Origin of the sequence: Polynucleobacter sp. HIN7 (assembly GCF_030297595.1) — a bacterium.
Classification (GTDB): domain Bacteria; phylum Pseudomonadota; class Gammaproteobacteria; order Burkholderiales; family Burkholderiaceae; genus Polynucleobacter.
On the sequence record NZ_AP028138.1, the window covers coordinates 1,359,249 to 1,379,838 of the forward strand.

General features: G+C 48.9%; 18 protein-coding genes and 1 tRNA gene. 7 read left to right on the forward strand and 12 right to left on the reverse strand.

The window, feature by feature from the left end; all coding sequences use genetic code 11:
• Nucleotides 1-66 precede the first annotated feature (66 nt).
• Nucleotides 67-1,662, forward strand: a complete 1,596-nt coding sequence (locus tag QUE64_RS06845) for a peptide chain release factor 3 (RefSeq protein WP_286225081.1) — start codon at nucleotides 67-69, stop codon at nucleotides 1,660-1,662.
• 68 nt (nucleotides 1,663-1,730) lie between these two features.
• Here QUE64_RS06845 and QUE64_RS06850 read toward each other — a convergent pair whose 3' ends face one another.
• A complete protein-coding gene (locus tag QUE64_RS06850; RefSeq protein WP_286225082.1) occupies nucleotides 1,731-3,440 on the reverse strand; it encodes an ABC transporter substrate-binding protein in 1,710 nt (569 codons plus the stop codon).
• A gap of 110 nt (nucleotides 3,441-3,550) precedes the next feature.
• Here QUE64_RS06850 and QUE64_RS06855 point away from each other — a divergent pair, with 110 nt between their 5' ends.
• Nucleotides 3,551-4,198: a histidine phosphatase family protein gene (locus QUE64_RS06855; protein ID WP_286225083.1), complete on the forward strand. Its 648-nt coding sequence runs from the start codon at nucleotides 3,551-3,553 to the stop codon at nucleotides 4,196-4,198.
• On the opposite strand, the gene QUE64_RS06860 is transcribed toward QUE64_RS06855, so the two are convergent.
• On the reverse strand, nucleotides 4,199-5,812 hold the full coding sequence (locus tag QUE64_RS06860) for an NAD(P)/FAD-dependent oxidoreductase (RefSeq protein WP_286225084.1): 1,614 nt from the start codon (nucleotides 5,810-5,812) through the stop codon (nucleotides 4,199-4,201).
• Between the two features lie 32 nt (nucleotides 5,813-5,844).
• On the opposite strand from QUE64_RS06860, the gene QUE64_RS06865 reads away from it, so the two are divergent.
• On the forward strand, nucleotides 5,845-6,264 hold the full coding sequence (locus QUE64_RS06865) for a GNAT family N-acetyltransferase (RefSeq protein WP_286225085.1): 420 nt from the start codon (nucleotides 5,845-5,847) through the stop codon (nucleotides 6,262-6,264).
• Here the strand turns inward: QUE64_RS06865 and QUE64_RS06870 are convergent.
• The 7 genes from QUE64_RS06870 to QUE64_RS06900 form a co-directional block, all read right to left on the reverse strand.
• Nucleotides 6,261-6,425 (reverse strand): hypothetical protein, encoded by a 165-nt coding sequence (locus QUE64_RS06870; RefSeq protein ID WP_159074921.1) that lies wholly within the window; start codon nucleotides 6,423-6,425, stop codon nucleotides 6,261-6,263. The genes QUE64_RS06865 and QUE64_RS06870 overlap by 4 nt on opposite strands.
• A gap of 24 nt (nucleotides 6,426-6,449) precedes the next feature.
• Entirely contained in the window at nucleotides 6,450-7,889 is a 1,440-nt protein-coding gene (locus tag QUE64_RS06875; RefSeq protein ID WP_286225086.1) for a sensor histidine kinase, read from the reverse strand.
• Nucleotides 7,890-7,975: 86 nt separating this feature from the next.
• Nucleotides 7,976-8,425, reverse strand: a complete 450-nt coding sequence (locus QUE64_RS06880) for a potassium channel family protein (protein ID WP_286225087.1) — start codon at nucleotides 8,423-8,425, stop codon at nucleotides 7,976-7,978.
• A gap of 18 nt (nucleotides 8,426-8,443) precedes the next feature.
• Nucleotides 8,444-8,533 (reverse strand) — tRNA-Ser (locus QUE64_RS06885).
• A gap of 17 nt (nucleotides 8,534-8,550) precedes the next feature.
• On the reverse strand, nucleotides 8,551-9,864 hold the full coding sequence (gene serS / locus QUE64_RS06890) for a serine--tRNA ligase (RefSeq protein ID WP_286225088.1): 1,314 nt from the start codon (nucleotides 9,862-9,864) through the stop codon (nucleotides 8,551-8,553).
• A 23-nt stretch (nucleotides 9,865-9,887) separates the two neighbouring features.
• A complete protein-coding gene (locus tag QUE64_RS06895) occupies nucleotides 9,888-10,559 on the reverse strand; it encodes an outer membrane lipoprotein carrier protein LolA (protein ID WP_286225089.1) in 672 nt (223 codons plus the stop codon).
• Between the two features lie 15 nt (nucleotides 10,560-10,574).
• Nucleotides 10,575-12,881, reverse strand: a complete 2,307-nt coding sequence (locus QUE64_RS06900; protein ID WP_286225090.1) for a DNA translocase FtsK — start codon at nucleotides 12,879-12,881, stop codon at nucleotides 10,575-10,577.
• Between the two features lie 50 nt (nucleotides 12,882-12,931).
• On the opposite strand from QUE64_RS06900, the gene trxB reads away from it, so the two are divergent.
• Entirely contained in the window at nucleotides 12,932-13,885 is a 954-nt protein-coding gene (gene trxB / locus QUE64_RS06905) for a thioredoxin-disulfide reductase (RefSeq protein WP_286225091.1), read from the forward strand.
• 75 nt (nucleotides 13,886-13,960) lie between these two features.
• Here the strand turns inward: trxB and QUE64_RS06910 are convergent, their stop codons facing one another.
• A complete protein-coding gene (locus QUE64_RS06910; protein ID WP_286225092.1) occupies nucleotides 13,961-16,018 on the reverse strand; it encodes a sodium-translocating pyrophosphatase in 2,058 nt (685 codons plus the stop codon).
• A 185-nt stretch (nucleotides 16,019-16,203) separates the two neighbouring features.
• Between QUE64_RS06910 and ppa the strand changes: the two genes are divergently transcribed.
• From ppa to QUE64_RS06925, 3 genes are all read left to right on the forward strand, one after another.
• On the forward strand, nucleotides 16,204-16,740 hold the full coding sequence (ppa, locus tag QUE64_RS06915) for an inorganic diphosphatase (RefSeq protein WP_286223346.1): 537 nt from the start codon (nucleotides 16,204-16,206) through the stop codon (nucleotides 16,738-16,740).
• A 25-nt stretch (nucleotides 16,741-16,765) separates the two neighbouring features.
• Nucleotides 16,766-18,397: an NAD+ synthase gene (locus tag QUE64_RS06920; protein ID WP_286225093.1), complete on the forward strand. Its 1,632-nt coding sequence runs from the start codon at nucleotides 16,766-16,768 to the stop codon at nucleotides 18,395-18,397.
• A 66-nt stretch (nucleotides 18,398-18,463) separates the two neighbouring features.
• Nucleotides 18,464-18,802, forward strand: coding sequence for a P-II family nitrogen regulator (locus QUE64_RS06925; RefSeq protein WP_286225094.1), 339 nt, complete (start codon nucleotides 18,464-18,466; stop codon nucleotides 18,800-18,802).
• Here the strand turns inward: QUE64_RS06925 and QUE64_RS06930 are convergent.
• Both QUE64_RS06930 and QUE64_RS06935 read right to left on the reverse strand, forming a co-directional pair.
• Nucleotides 18,799-19,761 (reverse strand): helix-turn-helix domain-containing protein, encoded by a 963-nt coding sequence (locus QUE64_RS06930; protein ID WP_286225095.1) that lies wholly within the window; start codon nucleotides 19,759-19,761, stop codon nucleotides 18,799-18,801. The genes QUE64_RS06925 and QUE64_RS06930 overlap by 4 nt on opposite strands.
• A 141-nt stretch (nucleotides 19,762-19,902) precedes the next feature.
• A complete protein-coding gene (locus QUE64_RS06935; RefSeq protein WP_286225096.1) occupies nucleotides 19,903-20,520 on the reverse strand; it encodes a response regulator transcription factor in 618 nt (205 codons plus the stop codon).
• Between the last annotated feature and the right edge of the window lie 70 nt (nucleotides 20,521-20,590).

Consider the following 20,590-nt stretch of genomic DNA (forward strand, 5'->3'; position numbering starts at 1 on the left):
TTATAATGATGCTTTTCCTGAGGTGCCTCTATTAACTCCCCCGATTCACCCTCTGCCTTATCCACTTTGGATGAGGTTGCGCGCCGCCGAAGCTTTGCTATCATCTCGCACCCAGATGCGGGTAAGACGACACTCACTGAAAAATTACTGCTCTACGCGGGTGCCATTCAAATTGCTGGCAGTGTGAAGGCTCGCAAAGCCAGTCGTCATGCCACATCCGACTGGATGGAAATTGAAAAGCAACGTGGTATCTCCGTTGCCAGCTCGGTGATGCAGATGGAATACCGCAATGCCATCATTAATCTTCTGGATACCCCCGGTCACCAAGACTTCTCCGAAGATACCTATCGGGTCTTAACTGCGGTCGACTCCGCTCTGATGGTGATCGATGCGGCCAATGGTGTGGAGCCTCAGACCAGACGATTGATTGATGTGTGTCGTGCGCGCCATACCCCTTTAGTGACCTTCATTAATAAGCTCGATCGTGAGGTCAAAAAGCCACTCGATCTCATGGATGAGATTGAAGCGGCACTCGGCATGGCCGTTGTGCCATTCACCTGGCCGGTGGGCATGGGTAAATCCTTTGCCGGTGTGATCGATATCATCAACAATCAAATGCGCCTCTTTAAAGCCGGCGAGGATCGCGTTACCGAAGACTCGAACCTCGTCGTGTCTTTAGATGATCCCATGCTCAAAGAGCGCTTTGGTACGGAGCTCGAAGAAGCTTTGGCTGAAGTTGATCTTGTCAAAAATGCCATGCCTACTTTTGACCGCGAGGCATTCTTAGCAGGCAAACAATCACCGGTGTTCTTTGGCTCAGCCATTAATAACTTTGGCGTACGTGAGATTTTGAATACCTTGGTGGACCTCGCTCCCGGACCCGGATCACGCAAAGCCGTGCAACGCCAGGTCGACCCCCATGAGAAAAAATTTACGGCCGTGGTGTTTAAGATCCAAGCCAATATGGATCCCGCGCACCGTGATCGCGTTGCATTTTTGCGGATTTGCTCGGGTCACTTTGAACGCGGCATGAAACTCAAGATTGTGCGCAATGGCAAAGAGATTCGCACGAACAACGCACTTTCCTTTTTGTCGCAGCGGCGTGATATTTTGGATGAAGCCTTTCCGGGTGACATTATTGGTTTACCCAATCACGGACTTTTACATTTAGGGGACACGCTCACGGAGGGAGAAGAATTACAATTTACGGGTCTTCCCTTTTTCGCTCCGGAGATTTTTCGGATGGTTGAAGCAGCGGACCCCATGCGCAATAAACAACTTCGCACAGGTCTCATGCAACTCGGGGAAGAAGGCGCCATTCAAGTCTTTCGTCCCATGAGTGGCGGCACGATGCTCTTAGGCGCTTTTGGTCAGTTGCAGTTTGAAGTGGTGGCGCACCGTTTGCAATCCGAATATGGCGCTGAGGTGAGGCTATTGCCTGCGCGCTACACCATGGCGAGGTGGGTGACTTCCGAAGATCCTGTGGCTCTGAAAAAGTTCATGACGGAGAATAGTCACCGCATGGCCGAAGATGTGGTGGGCGCCTCGGTCTTTTTAGCTGCTCACAAGTCCGAGCTCGATGTGGCGCAGCAACGCTGGGAACAGATCGAGTTTCATGCGCTGCGCGAACATGCGGGTCTCATCTATCAGACTGAGATGTGAGCATTAAAAACTGCGTATTAAACAATTAGTCAGCCGTTCACCAGGCTTAGTTTTGACTTAATTTAGGCTTAGTTAGTTTTTTTGGGTCCCCCAAGGATCTCTGGGTACTGCAGCTTATAACGATAGATAGCTAGTCGCAAGCTAACCAAGAAGATAAATGTTAATCCCACGGTCAGCACAACCGGTGCCGGGCTTGATTCATAGTAATTGGCAATAAAGAGCCCTCCAGTGAGCACCAAACCACCTACGACTGCCGCCTCCTCATAAATCACGCCTTTAAAGGTATGCGGCTCTTGATTCACCAACACGTCGCGTAAGACACCACCACCGGCGCAGGAGAGCGCCGCACAAATGGGCGCCCAAAACCAAGCCACTCCCGCAGCAAGGGCCAGCATTGCGCCCAAGGTGGCCAAACCAGCAAAGCCAATCACGTCGGTGTATTTTTTAACGGTCATAAATGTCTCCGAATGATGAAAATCCCGATAACGTAAGCCCATCAGACTAGCAGCCAGAACAATCAGCAAAATACCGGTGGGGTAGACGACGTCACGCACGTAATAGAAGTCTAAGCGCTCTCCCCCAATAATGATGTCTCTTAGGGTTCCACCGCCGAGGCCCGATAGGAAGGCCAATACCAACCGCCCCCACAGATCGTAGTTGCGATTCATGCCCTCTAAGGTTCCCGATAGAGCAAAAGTAAATACGGATAAATAAATGAGTAACTTAAACCAAGTGGACTTCACAATCTCCGTGACATAAAAGCGAGTTGCTTCAGTGAGTGGTAATTTTCGACCGTCTTCTTTTTGCAATTGATTCCATATTTGATGGGTCCACAGTGAACGAGGATCTATATCCGAATTTTTCGATACAGTACTTAAGCGACGCACACTTTTATCAAAATAGGCGAGGTTAAATAGTCCAAACTGTTTATTCTCTTTGGGGACTAAATCCAATACCACTTGTAACATGTGCAGCTGTTGAGCCGGATCCAAATGGGGAGCAATTTTTTGCACGGATTGCGCGGCAAGCGTTGGGGCGATGCGAGCTTCAGACCACCCTTTGCGTAGCGCCCGAATCAGACGAACCATTTGCTCTCGAAAGATGGGATCTTCGAGGCGATCGCTCATCACATACAATCCGTCTTCAATATTGATGGTGCCATATTTTTGCGGATCCACCACCACCAAATCTGCACTTGGAACACCCGAGTGCAAAATTTTCCAATACTCGTTATAGGACATGGCAGTAGCGCACGCTACATTCCCATCGATTAAATCCTCACCATTGGAGCGCTGCATCACGACTTCGACTGAATTTCTTGGAATACTGAGTTGATCTAAAAGCTCATAGAGGATCTCTTGATCCCCTACACCCCAGACTCCAATGCGTTTGCCTTGAACATCTCTAGGCACATAGACGCCCGCACTGATTCGGCAAATAATATTGAGTGCCGACCCCGAAAATAACTGCGCAATATTAATCACCCGCTGACCAGACTTGGAAAGCTCAAAGGCATTGTTAAACCAAGAGATGGCTACATCGGCGTTACCATTTTGAAGCTCCTGGAGAGGATTGATACCTGACCCTCCAGGAAATGTAATCACATCAAGCCCTTCGTTTTCAAAGTGCTTACGAATTTGCGCAACATAGACGCCAGCGAACTGACTTTGATGCGACCATGCTAATTGCAAACGAATGGATGCTGTTGTATTTGGCTGGGCCCAACAAATGCCGGCATTCAATAAAACCATGCTTAGGATTAGTCGTAGCCAGATCATGAAATCTCCGCCTCTAATGTTGATTTAGATACTTTTACTATATTAGTTGAATTTAGCTCCCTCAATGCTGATTTTTCTACCTAAATGGTGAGAGCAATACAATCTACTCTATGAGGCAACTGACCAAAATCTGTTTTGTTCGTCACGGGGAAACCGACTGGAATGTTGAGAAACGCATGCAAGGTCATATTGATATTCCGCTGAATGCTCACGGCGTAATACAGGCCGAACGTTTAGCTAAGGCATTGCTTCGCACTGGGTATCGATTTGATCGCATCTACTCGAGTGATTTGAAGCGCGCCTTTCATACTGCCAGGGCGATTGCAAGTCCTCAGTCTTTGAATATCACCGTTCACCCAGATTTGCGTGAGCGCCATGTCGGCAAACTTCAAGGAATGCTTTTGGGTGATGCGCCTCAGGTGGAGCCGGAGCTGTGGCGGCGCCATCTTGCTCGCGATTTAGACTTTGATCTCGGTGGGGGCGAGAGTATTGTGCAGTTTCATGATCGGATGAAACGTATGCTCGATCATCTATTAATGAAGCATACGGGCGAGCAGATTTTGGCAGTGAGTCACGGTGGATCACTCGATATGATCTACCGCATCGTCACCCAGCAAGCTTTGGATGCTGAGCGTGTCGCCGTGGTTCCCAATACCTCACTCAATTGGATCGTCCATGATGGTAATAGCTGGTCGATTGAGCGCTGGGGCGATACCAGTCACCTCACGGATTCCGTACTCGATAATATTGAAATCTAATTAGGCGCTTACAAGATCGAGCGCAATCGCTTCAGCGACTTTGATGCCATCAATTCCAGCGGACATAATTCCACCGGCATAGCCCGCGCCTTCTCCGGCTGGGTAAAGGCCTTTGGTATTAATGCTTTGGTAATTGGGTCCGCGCTTAATCTGCAGTGGCGAGGAAGTACGGGTCTCCACACCGGTCAGCACTGCATCGGGCATGGCAAAACCCTTAATCTTTTTCTCAAACGCGGGGATCGCCTCCCGAATCGCTTCAATCGCATAGCTAGGTAGGCTCGTGGCGAGGTCGGTGAGATGCACGCCAGGCTTATACGACGGAATGACCGCACCAAATTCCGTGGACGGCTTTCCCTTTAAGAAATCGCCCACCAATTGTCCAGGGGCCTCATAGGTGGATCCACCGAGAGTAAATGCTCTTGACTCGAGTTCCCGCTGAAAATCAATACCGGCCAGCGGCCCACCGGGATAATCACTCGGATCAATCCCCACCACAATCCCGGCATTGGCATTGCGCTCATTGCGAGAGTACTGACTCATTCCATTGGTGACCACTCGATTGGATTCGGAGGTCGCGGCTACCACCGTACCGCCCGGGCACATGCAAAAGCTATAGACCGAGCGTCCGTTCTTAGCGTGATGCACGAGCTTGTAGTCTGCCGCACCTATGAGTGGATGACCGGCATGCGGCCCCAAGCGAGCACGATCAATTACGGATTGGGGATGCTCAATGCGAAAGCCAACCGAGAACGGTTTGGCTTCCATATAGACTCCGGCATCAAATAGTTCTTGGAAGGTATCGCGTGCACTATGACCAAGTGCGAGGACGACGTGATCGGCCGCCAGATACTCGCCACTCTCCAATTTCAAACCTTTGAGTTGATGTTGATCAATATCAAAGCCCACCACCTTTTGGCCAAAGCGCACTTCACCGCCCAGATTAATTATTTCTTGGCGGATCTTCTCAACCATTCCGACTAAGCGAAAGGTACCAATGTGGGGTTTTGAGACATACAGAATTTCCCCTGGAGCGCCGGCTTTCACAAACTCGTGTAAGACTTTACGACCATAAAACTTGGGGTCCTTCACTTGGCTCCATAGCTTGCCATCCGAGAAGGTGCCCGCCCCACCCTCACCAAACTGGACATTGGATTCCGGGTTCAATATCTTTTTGCGCCATAGCCCCCAGGTATCTTGAGTACGTTCACGTACCGCCTTACCGCGCTCGAGCACAATCGGCTTCAATCCCATTTGCGCCAAAAGGAGTGAAGCAAAAATACCGCAAGGGCCAAAACCAATCACGACGGGTCGCAATGGAGATTTGGTTAGCTGATTATGACCGTGCTGAACAACGAAGTGATACGACGTATCAGGACTCGGTCGTACATGGGGATCATGTGCATGCTTCTTGAGAATGCCAGCCTCATCACGCACGGATACATCGAGGGTATAGATAAAGGTTAGCGCACTATTTTTGCGAGCATCGTAACTACGCTTAAAGACCTCAAACCGCACGAGATCTTTGGGCGCAATGGCAAGCTTCTTTAGAATTTCTACTTCAAGCACTTCTAGCGCATGGTCAATTGGTAGGCGGAGCTCAGTAATACGAATCATAGGCCATAACGATAGCAGTTTATGATTTATCCATGCAAGAAATCAGGATCATGCAATGGGATGAGGCGAAAGACCTTGCCTACCCGATTCGATTGACCGTATTTGTTCATGAACAAGGAGTCCCCGAGGCACTTGAGCTCGATACCGATGATGCATTAGCTTGGCATGCGGTTATATTGGATCATGGCAAAGCAATTGCAACGGGTCGCTTACTGAAAAATGGCAAGATTGGGCGTTTGGCGGTGCTCAAAGAGTATCGAGGTCTGGGTCTTGGAAGTGAACTACTAAAGACTTTAGTGTCTTATGGCCGCCAAGAAGGAATCACGCAATTCTTTTTGCACGCACAGACAACCGCTATTGGCTTTTATGAACGTCATGGATTTAATGCAATCGGCCTCCCATTTGAGGAGGCCGGCATTGATCACATCAAAATGGTACTAACACCCCATTAGAAATACGTTTTAATCTCTTCGTCGTCTTTGGATCGGAACCAGGCCTGATAGAACAGGATCAGAAAACCAATCGCAAAATAGATCACGTTGCCCGTGGTGACATACGCAATAATGCCACCGATGGTAGCGAAAATACCTAGTAAAGCCCAGAAAATAGACATGATGATCTCCCTCGTTTTTCTATTTTATTCGGTTTTGGGGAAGGTGATTTCAAAGGCAGCGCCACCTTGATAAGCGGAATCAAAACGAATCTTGCCGCCATGACGACTAATGATGTATTCGCATAACCAGAGTCCTAGACCCATTCCCTCACGCTTGCTGCCCGAAAATAGATCAAATAGGTGTTGTGCCTGATCCCGAGGCACTCCTGGCCCATTATCTTCGCTACGGATCATGATTTGCTCAGCATCCTCTTGTCCATTAATACGAATAATTCGCTCTGCTTGGATGCTAACTTGCAAGGCCTGAACAGAGTTATTGATCAGATTTAAGAAGATTTGTTGCGCCTCCCCAAAACTCATCGGCATGCTTATCGAGTTGGGAATATCGACTTCGATACGAACATGCTTTTCAAATAGGTCGGATTTAGATAACAAAATGACCGATTCAATTGCCTCGACGGCTGAGACTTTTTCGGAGAAAGAATCGTATTTCTCAGAGAAGATTGCTTTTAGGGTTCTAATAATGCGGGCAGCCCGCATATTATCTTTGGCAATATCGTCTGCAAGTCTTTTAATTAAATCCCGATCAACCGCTTCCTCAGAAATCTTCTTTTGCAGATACTCACTATTAATCTGAATTGCCCCTAGTGGCTGATTAATCTCATGAGCGATCGAGGCAGTTAATGCCCCCGTAGTACTACTCTTGTTAGCCTTTAGTAATGAACTAATGAGGGTTTCACGTTCATCGAGTAATTTCTTATAAGTTATATTTTGCGACTCGGTCTGACGGCTATCCATTGCCAACTTCTCAGACCAATAGCCCCAGATTGCAATAAACGATAAGGTGTTCATCAAAATCTGGCCAAACGTAAAGATGATGAGAAGCTGCGGCAATTGCTCCATCGAACGAATCGGGAAATTGGTTTCGAACAAGACAACCAGTCGCGGTGCCAGGAAAAGTGCCTCTCCTATTGCAGCGTATTGAAAATACCGCAATTGCTGCAGACCCAATCCACGATTGACCATACGGGCTTCTCGAATTTGCCAGGCAAGAATAATGGCGTAAGTAGATACTGCAAAAACCGTACGGGCCTCAAAGGTCCAATTCAGGCGTAAGTATTCAAAGAAGATACCGTAGCAAAGCGTTGAGATTCCTAGGGCCCATTTCAAGGATTTACTGACGGGATGATTAAAGGAGTAAAAAAATAAGCCTTGCAGAATTGCTGCCGCATAAAACAAAGTGTTGGCGAGCGTAAAGATAGGTGGGACTTTCTGAATATCATCAGTTAACAAAATCCCGATTGCAAATAATCCTAAACCGATAACATTTGAAATCAATGCTCCAAGCCAATACGGATTCGGTTTTGATTTGGACTCACCCTGAAGATAATGAAGAATTCCAAAGAGTAATCCAAGCTGAATTGCTGCGAAGATAAAAAAATTGAGAGCGAGTAAAACTTTCATTGACTTATCGTAATAGTATTACCCGTGTAATCGATCAATAAATTGAATGCTAGAGCTATATCTTTAACAAAGGCGGTGCACTGAAATTACTTTGGCTCGCGTGAGCCCCAATACTTTTGCATTTCTATAAATAGGAACGATGCAGACCAGGTAATCAGAATCAGACCGGTGAGTGCCTCAACTCCAGTTAGATAGCGAAGATAACCGTCTACCACAATGTCACCGTATCCTACAGTGGTATAGGTGACAAACGATAAATACGCACTATCGAGCAGCAAGCCATGATCAGAGGCGGCCCCAATCACACTTCCAAGGTTGGGAAATATCAGCATGAGGTAATAAGCTAATGCAAAGATCCAAATCTCAATGATGTGTGCAATAAAAATCACACCGACTGCGATCAATACCTTATAGCGAGCATGAATGTGCTTAATCGCCGGCATGGCACTGTTTAGTTTGTACAAAACTTCATAATGAAATACGATCGCCAAAAGTGCAATCAGTGTATTGAGTATGAAGGTAATCAATAGAAGCATGCGAGGCTTTCAGGATACTGGCGGAGAGGGTGGGATTCGAACCCACGGTAGGCTTGCACCTACGCCTGATTTCGAGTCAGGTACATTCGACCACTCTGCCACCTCTCCGATACTCGATGGCTCAATTATAGCGAGCGAATTACCTCTAAGCCGCCCATGTAAGGCTGCAATACCTTAGGGATCCGGATACTGCCATCAGCTTGTTGATAATTTTCCAGTAGAGCTACGCCAGTTCTACCAACCGCAAGACCCGAGCCGTTTAGAGTGTGAAGTAGTTCGGGCTTGCTCTGACCGACTTTATAACGCGCTTGCATCCGCCTAGCTTGAAAATCTCCCATGTTGGAGCACGAGCTAATTTCTCGATAGGCATTTTGTGATGGGATCCAGACTTCTAAATCATAGGTCTTAGCACTTCCGAAGCCCATATCACCAGTACATAAGAGCATGCGGCGGTATGGCAGCTCCAAGAGCTCCAGAATTCTCTCAGCATGCGCCGTCAATTCTTCTAAAGCCTGCATCGATTTCTCGGGATGGCTGATGTGCACCAACTCGACCTTGTCAAATTGGTGCTGGCGGATCATGCCGCGCACATCACGCCCATAACTGCCTGCTTCCGAGCGAAAACATGGGGTATGGGCCACATACTTGAGTGGTAACTGGTCTGCATTAATAATTTCATCACGGACCAGATTCGTCACCGGCACTTCAGCAGTGGGGATGAGATAAAAGTTTTCAATGCGCTCACCGCCATCGTCGGGATGCTCGCCACCCATCTTGCGTGGCACTTTAAATAAATCAGCCTCGAACTTGGGTAGCTGCCCGGTTCCCTGCATCGCTTGCGCACTAACCATATACGGCGCATAAACCTCTTGATAGCCATGGTGTTCGGTGTGCACATCCAGCATGAATTGCGCGAGCGCCCGATGGAGCTTCGCAGCGTTGCCTTTGAGAACCACAAAACGCGCGCCACTGATTTTGGATGCTGCATCAAAATCTAGTCCAATGGGAGCGCCTAGATCGACGTGATCCTTGGGGGTGAAATCAAATTCTGTTGGTTTTCCCCAAACCTTCATCTCTTTATTTTCGTCGGCCGTCATACCAACCGGCACGCTCTCATCCGGTAAGTTCGGGATGTTGAGCATCAAGTCTTTGATTTGATCTTGTAAGGTCGATAAACGAGTGGAGTTTTTCTCAAGCGTATGGTTGACGCTGGCCGACTCAGCAAGTTCCGCATCCGCATTCTCGCCCTTGCCTTTTTTCATGCCAATCGCTTTGGCTAATTGATTGCGTTTGGCTTGCAACTCTTCGGTACCTGCTTGAAGCTGTTTGCGCTCATTCTCAAGCTGTGTAAACAGGTTGGTATCTAGCTCAAACTTGCGCGTGGCCAAGCGTGCCTTGACGCTCTCTAAATCTTTACGAAGCAGTTGGGGGTCCAGCATACGATTCCTTCGGGTTCAAGCCATTAGTTTAGTCGCAAGACCTCGGCACCCTGCGGTGGCTTAAATTGAAAGCGGCTGGCATCCACACTGGGATTGATTTGCATCTGATTAAACACAACGAGCACCATACTGCCAAATCCGTCGGTCAACTCCAAGGCCTTGGGTAATCCAGAGCCCATACCAATCGCAATTTGGGTATAGGGCAGATCGCCCTGCCCGGGTTTAGATTTGGGCTTGAGATTCACCCACTGCAAATTGGTTTTGGTGCCTGCTTCCTCTAAATCAAACTGCTGATCAAGAGCGACATCCCCAAACAGGATGGCGGCAGGCGAGGCGGCTAAGGCCTGATTGGCTGATCGGATGGTTAATTGATTGAGGTCCTTATCCCACATTAAGAGTTGCTTACCATCCATGATGAGTTTTTGCTCATACGGCTTTTGGGTATCCCAGACAAAGCGCCCCGGGCGCTGGAAGATAAATTGCCCTGAGGTTTGCCGAATCATTTTTAGCTTATCTTGCGGCTCATTGGGCTTTGGGGTACGCATTTGTTGCTGGACAAACTCGCCTTGGGCAGAGCGCACGGTCTTCACAAATTGCTTGAGCTGTTCAATCCCCGAAGGAGTTGTGGGTTGCGCATGAATCGCATTTGGAATAGCCAATGCTGCGACGACGAAATAGAAAATAAAGCGCTTCATTCTTTAGAGTTTGGCTTATTCGCTGGGGCGAACCAGAATCTCACGGTTACCATTGCCGCCCATCTTCGAGACTAGGCCCGCTTTTTCCATATCCTCTAAGAGGCGCGCAGCACGGTTATAACCAATGCGTAAATGCCGCTGCACGAGCGAGATCGAAGCACGCTTGTTCTCAAGGACGATAGCAACGGCTTGATCGTAGAGTGGATCGGCTTCGCCACCGCCATTACCGCCACCATTTAAGGCATCCATGGTGGACTCATCGGCCCCCTCGAGGACGCCCTCGATGTAATTGGCTTCGCCCTTCTCTTTGAGCCAGGAAACCACACGATGCACTTCATCGTCGGATACGAATGCGCCGTGCACCCGGATCGGTAATCCAGTCCCTGGTGGCATGTACAACATATCACCCATTCCCAACAGCGTCTCAGCGCCTTGTTGGTCTAGGATGGTACGGCTATCGATCTTGCTACTCACCTGGAAGGAAATTCGGGTGGGAACGTTGGCTTTGATCAAACCGGTGATGACATCCACACTCGGACGTTGGGTTGCCAACACTAAATGAATTCCAGCGGCACGTGCTTTTTGTGCAATCCGCGCAATCAACTCTTCAATCTTCTTGCCCGAGACCATCATCAGATCAGCAAGCTCATCGATGATCACCACAATAATGGGGGCTTTGTAGAGTGGCTCTGGATCTTCAGGGGTGAGACTAAATGGATTGGTGAGTTTCTCGCCCTTGGCTTCGGCCTCCATAATCTTTTTATTAAAGCCGGCTAAGTTACGCACTCCAAACTTGCTCATGAGTTTGTAGCGCCGCTCCATCTCGTTGACTGCCCAATTGAGCGCGTTATAGGCCTGTTTCATGTCGGTTACTACGGGGCACAACAGATGGGGCACCTTCTCATAAACGGACATCTCTAGCATCTTGGGATCGATCATGATGAGTCGCACTTCATCCGGCTTGGCTTTAAAGAGGATCGACAAAATCATGGCATTGATTCCGACCGACTTACCCGCGCCTGTAGTACCTGCCACCAAGCAATGTGGCATCTTCACTAAATCAGCGACCATGGGGCTGCCCGCAATATCCTTACCCAAGGCTAGTGTGAGTAGAGAATGGTTGTCGTTATAGACCTGGGAACTCAAAATCTCCGAGAGGTAGACCGACTGTCGCGTTGGATTGGGTAACTCAAGCGCCATACAGGTCTTGCCGGGGATGGTCTCGACCACGCGCAAGCTCACGACACCCAAAGAACGTGATAGGTCGCGTGAGAGGTTCACAATTTGACTGCCCTTCACACCGACTGCAGGCTCGATCTCATAACGCGTCACAACCGGTCCTGGATAAGCAGCAATCACCTTAGCTTGCACCCCAAAATCATCGAGCTTGCGCTCAATCAAGCGGGAGGTGAACTCCAAGGTCTCAGCAGAAATTGTTTCTTTTGCCTCAGGAACGGGATCTAAGAGTGAGAGCGGCGGCAACTCCGAGTCCGGGATTTCGACAAAGAGTGGTTGCTGCTTCTCGCGCTCAACCCGCTCACTCTTCACAATCTTTAAGGGTTGATTAAAGATTTGTACCTTGGGTGCCACTTCTTCCCGAATCCGCACTTCCTCGACGTGCTCTTCACGCTCAACCGCAGCTTGCTCACCAATCTTTTGATCCTCTTGCTCCTCACGCTTCTCGCGCAAACGACGAATACCAAGTTCAATATATCGTCCCACTTGCTCAGAAAGCGTGAGCCACGAGAAATGCAAAAACAGAGAGAGGCCGGCTGCTAAGCCAAAGATCAGAATCAGAGTGGCGCCCGTAAAGCCAAACGCCATTTGCAGGGGATCCCCGATTACTTCGCCCAAGATACCGCCCGGGGGTCTGGGTAGCTCCCATTGCAAAGAATGCATCCGAATCGACTCTAGTCCCATGCTGCAGGTGAGGGTCAAGGCAAAACCCAACCAACGGGTCCAAAAGGATTCGGGTCTAGCCTCTGGATCAACCGGTAATGGCACACTCCAGAGCTCACGCCAACCTTGATAGACCCGCCGACCAAATAATACGACCCACCAAAATGCCGAAACCCCAAAAATGTAGAGCATCAAATCAGCGGTCCATGCGCCAATGCGACCACCAATATTTTTAGGAACCTCAAAACTAGCGTGCGACCAGGCTGGATCGGATTTAGTGTAGGTAATCAGAACCGCAAATAAGCCAAGGCAGATGGCAAGCATCAGCATCCAGCGTACTTCAGCAATTAAGCGAGACATCTTGCCAGTGCCGCCTTCGGGAGGCAGCGGGGTCTTAATTTGTGGGAGCGAGCTACGAGCCATGTTCACCTGATTGTAAACAAGCATTGGCCTTCAAACTCTATAATTTAGGGATGACGACAACTACTAAACACTCTAAAGTACTGATTCTGGGCTCGGGCCCAGCCGGCTACACCGCTGCGGTCTATGCAGCCCGCGCCAACCTCAAGCCCACCCTGATTACCGGGCTCGCGCAAGGCGGCCAGCTCATGACCACCACCGATGTGGAAAATTGGCCTGCTGACCCCAATGGCGTCCAAGGACCCGAGCTCATGGATCGCTTTCTAAAGCATGCCGAGCACTTTAATACCGAGATCATTTTTGATCACATCCATACGGCAGCCCTCACTGAAAAGCCGATTCGCTTAGTAGGTGACTCTGGCACTTACACCTGTGATGCACTCATCATCTCGACGGGAGCTTCCGCTCAATACCTTGGACTTCCAAGTGAGGAGGCATTCATGGGTCGGGGGGTTTCAGGGTGTGCAACCTGTGATGGCTTCTTTTACAAGGGTCAGGATGTGTGCGTAATTGGGGGTGGCAATACCGCCGTTGAGGAAGCGCTCTATCTGACGGGCATTGCTCGTAAGGTGACGGTGATCCATCGCCGCGATAAGTTCCGTGCAGAGCCGATTCTGAATGATCGCTTAATGGCAAAAGTAGCCGAAGGTAAGGTTGAACTCAAACTCAACGCCACCCTCGATGAAGTCTTGGGTGATGACAAGGGTGTGACGGGAGTTCGTATCAAAAAACAGGATGGCAGCACCGAAGAGATTGCGGTATCGGGTGCCTTCATTGCGATTGGTCACAAACCTAATACCGATTTGTTCGTAGGTCAACTTGACATGAACAATGGCTACATCAAAACGCACTCGGGCTTAGAGGGCAATGCCACTGCAACCAATATCCCTGGTGTCTTTGCAGCAGGTGACGTCCAAGATCACATCTATCGCCAGGCCATTACCAGTGCGGGCACGGGTTGTATGGCAGCATTGGATGCGCAACGTTATCTGGAAGGTCTCGAGTAATTGTTCTTGACTTAAGCCTGCTCCCTAAGCAAAACGCCCAGCAATGCTGGGCGTTTTAATTTGATCCGTTAAGACCTAACGAACCACAGGCAAGAGTGGCACGATTAAGAGTGCCACGATATTAATGATCTTAATGAGTGGGTTTACTGCTGGGCCCGCAGTATCTTTGTAGGGGTCACCTACGGTATCGCCAGTCACGGCAGCTTTGTGCGCTTCTGAACCTTTGCCACCATGGTTACCCTCTTCAATGTATTTCTTGGCATTATCCCAAGCACCGCCACCGGTACACATGGAGATTGCGACAAAGAGTCCCGTAATAATCGTGCCCATCAAGAGTCCGCCCAATGCTGCTGGTCCCAAGAATAGGCCGACTAGAATCGGAACCACTACTGGTAAGAGCGAAGGAATAATCATTTCCTTGATCGCTGCAGAAGTGAGCATGTCGACCGCTTTGCCGTACTCTGGCTTTGCAGTTCCTTCCATGATGCCGGGGATCTCCCTGAACTGACGGCGCACTTCCTCCACCACAGCTCCAGCGCAACGCCCTACTGCCTCCATCGCCATCGCTCCGAAGAGGTAAGGAATCAAGCCACCAATAAAGAGGCCGATGATGACCATATGGTTCGAAAGATCAAAGGTAACTTGCTGACCAATTGCTTCTAAAGCATGGGTGTAGTCGGCAAAGAGTACCAAGGATGCAAGACCGGCTGAGCCAATCGCATAGCCCTTGGTCACTGCCTTAGTAGTGTTGCCAACCGCATCCAATGGGTCGGTAATATCACGGACCGAATCCGGCAAACCTGCCATCTCGGCAATACCACCAGCATTGTCTGTAATTGGGCCATAGGCATCCAGAGCTACCACAATCCCTGCGAGTGAAAGCATGGCCGTTGCGGCTACAGCGATGCCATAAAGACCGGCTAAGTAATAGGCTGCAAAGATGGCGATACAGACGAAGATCACCGGGTAAGCTGTCGAGCGCATCGATACGCCTAAGCCTGCAATGATGTTCGTGCCATGACCTTTGGTGGAGGCTTCGGCAATATGCTTCACTGGTTTGTAATCGGTACCGGTGTAGTACTCGGTGATCCACACTAAACCTGCAGTGAGTAACAGACCCACAATCGATGAGCCAAATAAGCGCCACTGACTACCCGGAATTCCTAAAGCATCGTCTGGAATAATCCAGTTGGTCACAAAGTAAAAACCCACTAATGAAATTAATCCGGAGATGATCAAGCCTTTATACAAAGCGGGCATGACGTTTTTCATGCCGGGGCTTGCTTTAACAAACGAGCAGCCAATAATCGAGGCAATGATCGAAATACCGCCAAGGACTAACGGGTAGACCACTGCCGCAACGGGAGCATTCATCACCATTAGTGCGCCCAAGACCATGGTTGCAATTAAGGTCACCGCATAGGTCTCAAATAAGTCGGCGGCCATTCCTGCGCAATCACCCACGTTATCACCCACGTTATCGGCAATCACCGCCGGATTGCGCGGATCATCTTCTGGAATGCCTGCTTCGACTTTACCCACCAAGTCAGCGCCGACGTCGGCGCCCTTAGTAAAGATACCGCCGCCCAGACGTGCAAAGATTGAAATTAAGGAAGAACCGAATGCTAAACCAATTAGGGGGTGCAACACATCCGAGAGGTCTTGACCGTTATCCATCGATACCAGGAGCATGAAAAATACACCGACGCCCAAGAGTCCTAAACCAACCACGAGCATGCCGGTAATAGCGCCGCCTTTGAAGGCGACGTTCAAAGCTTGGTTCATGCCCTGAGTTGCTGCTTGCGCAGTACGCACATTTGCACGCACGGAGACGTTCATACCGATGAAGCCGCAAGCGCCCGATAACACGGCGCCGATCACAAAACCAATCGCAGTTGCTAAATCGAGAAAGACCGCCATCAGAATGGTTAGCACTACACCCACAATTGCAATCGTTTTATATTGGCGCGCGAGATAAGCAGCCGCACCCTGCTGAATCGCTTCGGCAATCTCAACCATCTTGGCATTGCCAGTGTCTTGTTTGAGAATCCACGTACGCATCACAAAGCCATAAACCACTGCGATGACGCCGCACGCTAAGGCAAAATACAGACCTACAGTCACATCACTCATGCTAAATCACTCCTACTTGGTTGAGGATTCAATTTAATTTTGATACGACAATCTTGCTATTCGCCTAAAGGCTTAAAATAGCAAGCCTGGCTTTCAAAAGTATCCAACAGATTTAGTGATTTGCCACTTTGCTAAGATCAGGGTATCTACTAAGCAGACCGATTTTTATTTAATTTGGAGTATGTATGAGTCTTGATAACGTCAGCCCAGGAAAACGGGTTCCCGAGAACTTTAACGTCATTATTGAAATCCCCATGAACGCCGACCCCATTAAATATGAGGTCGATAAGGAAACCGGGGCGATCTTCGTGGACCGCTTTATGGGCACCGCCATGCACTATCCCTGCAACTATGGTTACATTCCCAAGACCATTGCGGGCGACGGTGATCCAGTCGACGTCTTGGTAATTACACCCTTTCCATTGATTCCTGGCGTGGTGGTTAGCTGCCGTGCCCTAGGCGTCTTACAAATGAACGATGAAGCTGGTGACGATGCCAAGTTACTAGCCGTTCCTGAAGATCGCATTTTATCGATCTATAGCCATTGGGAGAGCTCCGAGGATATCAACCAGATGCGTTTGAATCAGATTCAGCATTTCTTTGAGCATTACAAAGATCTTGAGAAAGGCAAGTGGGTCAAGGTCAAAGGCTGGGGCTCGATTGCCGACGCGCACAAAGAGATTACCGATGGTATGGCCCGCTATCAGAAAGAGAAGGCATAAATATGAATCGTGCATGGCGTAGGTTATGAGTCAGCGCACTCATTCCCCCATGCAGATTGCCATGGCGCAACTCAATCCTCTTTTGGGGGATTGCGTTGGCAACGCGCAAGCGATTTTTCAGGCAGCGCAAGATGCCCATGAACACGGCGCCAGTCTACTTTTAACTCCAGAGCTTTCTTTAACTGGCTACCCTCCAGAAGATCTATTACTGCGCCCCGGATTTATTCAAGAGACACGGACTGTACTTCAGTCTCTATGCGAACAACTTCAAGAGTTGAGTGGATTAACCGTGATTGTGGGCCACCCCTGCGAATCCGATGCGGGTCTGCACAATTCAGCATCAGTCATTCAGAATGGCAAAGTGATTGCCACTTACTTCAAACAGGAATTACCCAACCATGAAGTGTTTGATGAGAAGCGTTATTTCGTGGCGGGTGAGAATGCCTGTGTTTTTGATCATCACGGTTTAAAACTAGGTGTTTTGTTATGCGAAGACATTTGGCATTCAGAGCCAGCGCGTCTAGCCAAGAATGCGGGGGCGCAAATACTGGTAGTCCTCAATGCTTCACCCTACCATTTGCAAAAAGAACAGACTCGCTACGAACTACTCAAAGAGCAGAGTCAAGCCTGTGGCCTACCCATCCTTTATCTCAATATGGTGGGTGGACAAGACGAACTCGTCTTTGATGGCGGATCCTGCGCTGTGAACTCCTATGGCGAGCTGGTGTTTGCCATGCCGCAGTTTCAGGAAGGGGTCGGATTTATTGAGCTTATAGGAGACGAACCACAACGAGGCGAGATTACTCCCGCATTAACTCTCGAGGCGCAAGTCTATGCCGCACTCGTGATGGGGACGCGCGATTATGTCCGTAAGAACTGTTTTCCAGGAGTAATTCTTGGCTTGTCAGGTGGCGTGGACTCCGCCTTAGTCTTAGCGATTGCAGTCGATGCACTGGGCGCAGAGAAAGTGCGCGCAGTCATGATGCCCTCGCCCTATACCGCTGAAATTTCTTGGCTCGATGCCCGTGAGTTGGCATCTAACTTGGGCGTGCAATACGATGAGATTTCGATTCAGGAGCCGGTGAAGGCTTTTGAAGATGCTCTACAAGCACAGTTTGCCAATTTACCTAGCGACACCACCGAAGAAAATATTCAGGCACGGGTGCGTGGCACGATCTTGATGGCCCTCTCCAATAAAACGGGTCGCTTGGTTCTTACCACCGGCAACAAGAGTGAAATGGCTGTTGGGTACTGCACCCTCTACGGCGACATGGCCGGTGGCTTTGCCGTGATTAAAGATATTGCCAAGACCTTGGTCTATCAGTTGTGTCGCTATCGCAATCAGATCAAACCCGTGATCCCTGAGCGAATTCTGACGCGCCCACCGTCGGCAGAACTGCGCCCCAATCAAACCGATCAAGATAGTCTGCCACCGTATGAGGTGCTTGATGCGATCTTGGCGCGTTATATGGAACAGAATCAATCAAGCGCTGAGATCATTGCAGCAGGCTATGATTCTGCGGCAGTGCAAAAAATTACCCGCCTCATTCAAATCAATGAATACAAACGGCGTCAGGCGCCCCCGGGTGTCAGAATTACTGCACGCGCTTTTGGCCGCGATTGGCGCTACCCCATTACTTCTGGAGCAAAACTCTAGGCCTAAAAATAGTGGGGGCATGAATAGGTCATGATCCTTGAGTATGATGGAGGCAAAGGAGACGCTATGAAACTGATTACATCCATTATTAAACCGTTCAAACTTGATGAGGTCCGTGAGGCACTTGCCGAAGTTGGCGTTACTGGTCTGACGGTCACTGAGGTGAAAGGCTTTGGTCGCCAAAAGGGTCACACCGAACTCTATCGGGGCGCCGAGTATGTTGTCGACTTTTTACCCAAGGTGAAAGTGGAAGTGGTTGTGGCCGATAACTTGGTGGAAACCGTCACCGAAGCGATCATTAAAGCGGCGCGAACTGGAAAAATTGGGGATGGCAAAATTTTTGTGAGCCCAGTTGAGCAAGCGATCCGGATTCGTACGGGCGAAGTAGACGACGCCGCTGTCTAGAGGGCCACTTCTTCCAAAATAATGCTCTTGGCATTTGGGTTATCAATTTTCACTTTATAACCCTGAAAAAAGAGATCGGTTTGACCTAAGCTGGAGGTCATCACCACAAAGGGGGCCTTTCCATAGAAGGAATATGAGCCCCCTGCTTCCAAGCTCTTTTTCTCCAGTTTGCCGCTTGCATCTTTTACACAGATCGTTTGGGCACTTCGGCTTTGCACATAGACCATATTGCCAGGCTTTGATGCATTAGCCATACGGTAACTTTTTGGACTGGCATCTTCCGATGGGCAAGTATTTGTCGCCTCTGAAGCAACGAGTGCTGGGGTGTTGGCAGTTGGTGCCGCACTTACTACTTCTTCCTTTTTGGACTCCGCTGCAATCGTTTCCGATGGCAGTTTTGCGACCTCTACTGACTTCACTGGCTGCGGTTGATTCATATTCAGAGTCACTATTCCAATGGCGGCGACGATTGCAGCACTACCAAAGTAAATGAGGGTGCGATTCTTTTTAATAATTGGCTTGGGAGTCTCATCAAACCGCTCGAGCTGCTCTACCTTTTGGTCTGCAGTCTTTTTTGGAGTCGTGCGTTTAGGTTGAGAAGTTTTCTTCTGAGATTCTTCTTTCTTAACAGGCTCAGAAGAGTTCGATTGTGCCTCTAGTGGCGAAGATAGACTTGCTGCTTCCTTTGAACTCTCTTGACGGACTTTTGCAGCTTCGATCAAGTCAGGTCCAAAATCAAATACATCCTCTTGGCTGATGCCCAACTCATCGGCTACCCGTTTTGCTGCATTCGCTTTAATCGCCAGGGAATAGAAATGGCTTTTCTCACCATTTTCAAGCTGCTCAATTTGTTTAGTCGAAAAGCAAACCTTGCTCGCTAATTCGGAGACAGTGAGACCCTTGGCTTCACGAGCCTTTTTAAGAACCTCTCCTCGAACATCTGGAACGCGTTTATTCATCACCAAATGCGTCTCACTTTTATATAGTTTTTATAATTATTTGTAATTGAATCAATGCCTTGTATATCAATCGTATCGGCTTAATTGCTTCAGAATATGACATAAATAACAATATTTGGCTATCGACCCTAGGGCTAATACTTACCTTGTTAAATTGGACTCCAAATAGAATTTCACCAAATCCTGAACCGAGTTCGCTTGCATTTTTTCCATGACCCTGGCCTTGTGGACCTTAATCGTGGCATCGGTCGTGCCTAAGCGCTCAGCAATTTCTTTATTCATGAGGCCCTCCACGAGTAAGGTACACACCTCCTTTTCTCGAGGTGTTAGGGTATTGAAGTTGCGCTTAATTTCCCCATCTTTTAAATTACGTTTGAGTTGTTTTTGGTCGTAATCAAGGGCTTGATCGATAGCTTGCAAGAGCTCATCAATATTGAAGGGCTTAAACAGAAAATCCAGCGCACCTTTTTTAAGACCTTTGACAATCTGCTGGGGATGGCTTTGGCCACTTAAAAATACGATGGGGGTTTTACGACCCAATTTCTCCAGTCGTTCCATTAAATCGAGACCACTGACATCCGGCATTTGCATATCAAGCACGATCACAGCTGGCGCAACTGGTAATGAATTTTGTAAAAACGAAGTGGCACTCTCAAAATCTTGTATCGAGTAACCAACATCGCGCAACATCCGCGCCAATGAATCTCTCATCGAGTTGTCATCATCGATGAGATACACGGTGCCGGTTAATCGCGTCATGGCTTATCATTACCTTGAAATTACTTATAGATCAACAATGTAACCCCCCATAACTGGACTGGCTATTAGC